At 52.8% G+C, this 504-nt stretch carries 1 pseudogene; it reads left to right on the forward strand.

Annotation, left to right across the window (positions count from 1 at the left end):
• Positions 1–504: pseudogene (locus FNY66_RS15380) on the forward strand (DDE-type integrase/transposase/recombinase); the annotation flags it as partial.

Raw genomic sequence — 504 nt, forward strand, 5'->3', positions numbered from 1 at the left:
TGCACGCAAAAAACGCCGTTCACAGAAACTTCCGGAAAACTTTGATCTTCTGCTTGAGCAGGCGATCCAGCTCCGTAAAGAAGTCCCGGAGCGGTCTGTCGCACAGATCATCTGCATCCTGGAACTGGAAGGCTATGCTGCACCGGGAGTCCTAAAACGCTCCACTCTGGAACGGCACCTGTACCGGGCTGGTTACGGAAGGGAACAGATGCAGATGTACCGCGATGCACGGGGAAGTTCTTCCAAACGTTTCTGCAAACCGCACCGTATGATGCTGGTACAGGGGGATATCAAGTACGGCCCGAAACTTCCGATTGGGAAAAATGGTGCCAGAGTACAGACGTATCTTTCCTCTGCAATCGATGACCATTCCCGCCTACTGCTGGCTTCCCGTTTCTATGACAGCCAGGAGGAAGCCATTGTTGAGGATACGTTCCGCCAGGCGATCCTCCGATACGGAAAGTTTGATGCCTGCTACTTTGATAACGGTTCCCAGTATATCGC

Source organism: Mediterraneibacter catenae (genome assembly GCF_008691045.1).
Taxonomy (GTDB): domain Bacteria; phylum Bacillota; class Clostridia; order Lachnospirales; family Lachnospiraceae; genus Mediterraneibacter; species Mediterraneibacter ornithocaccae.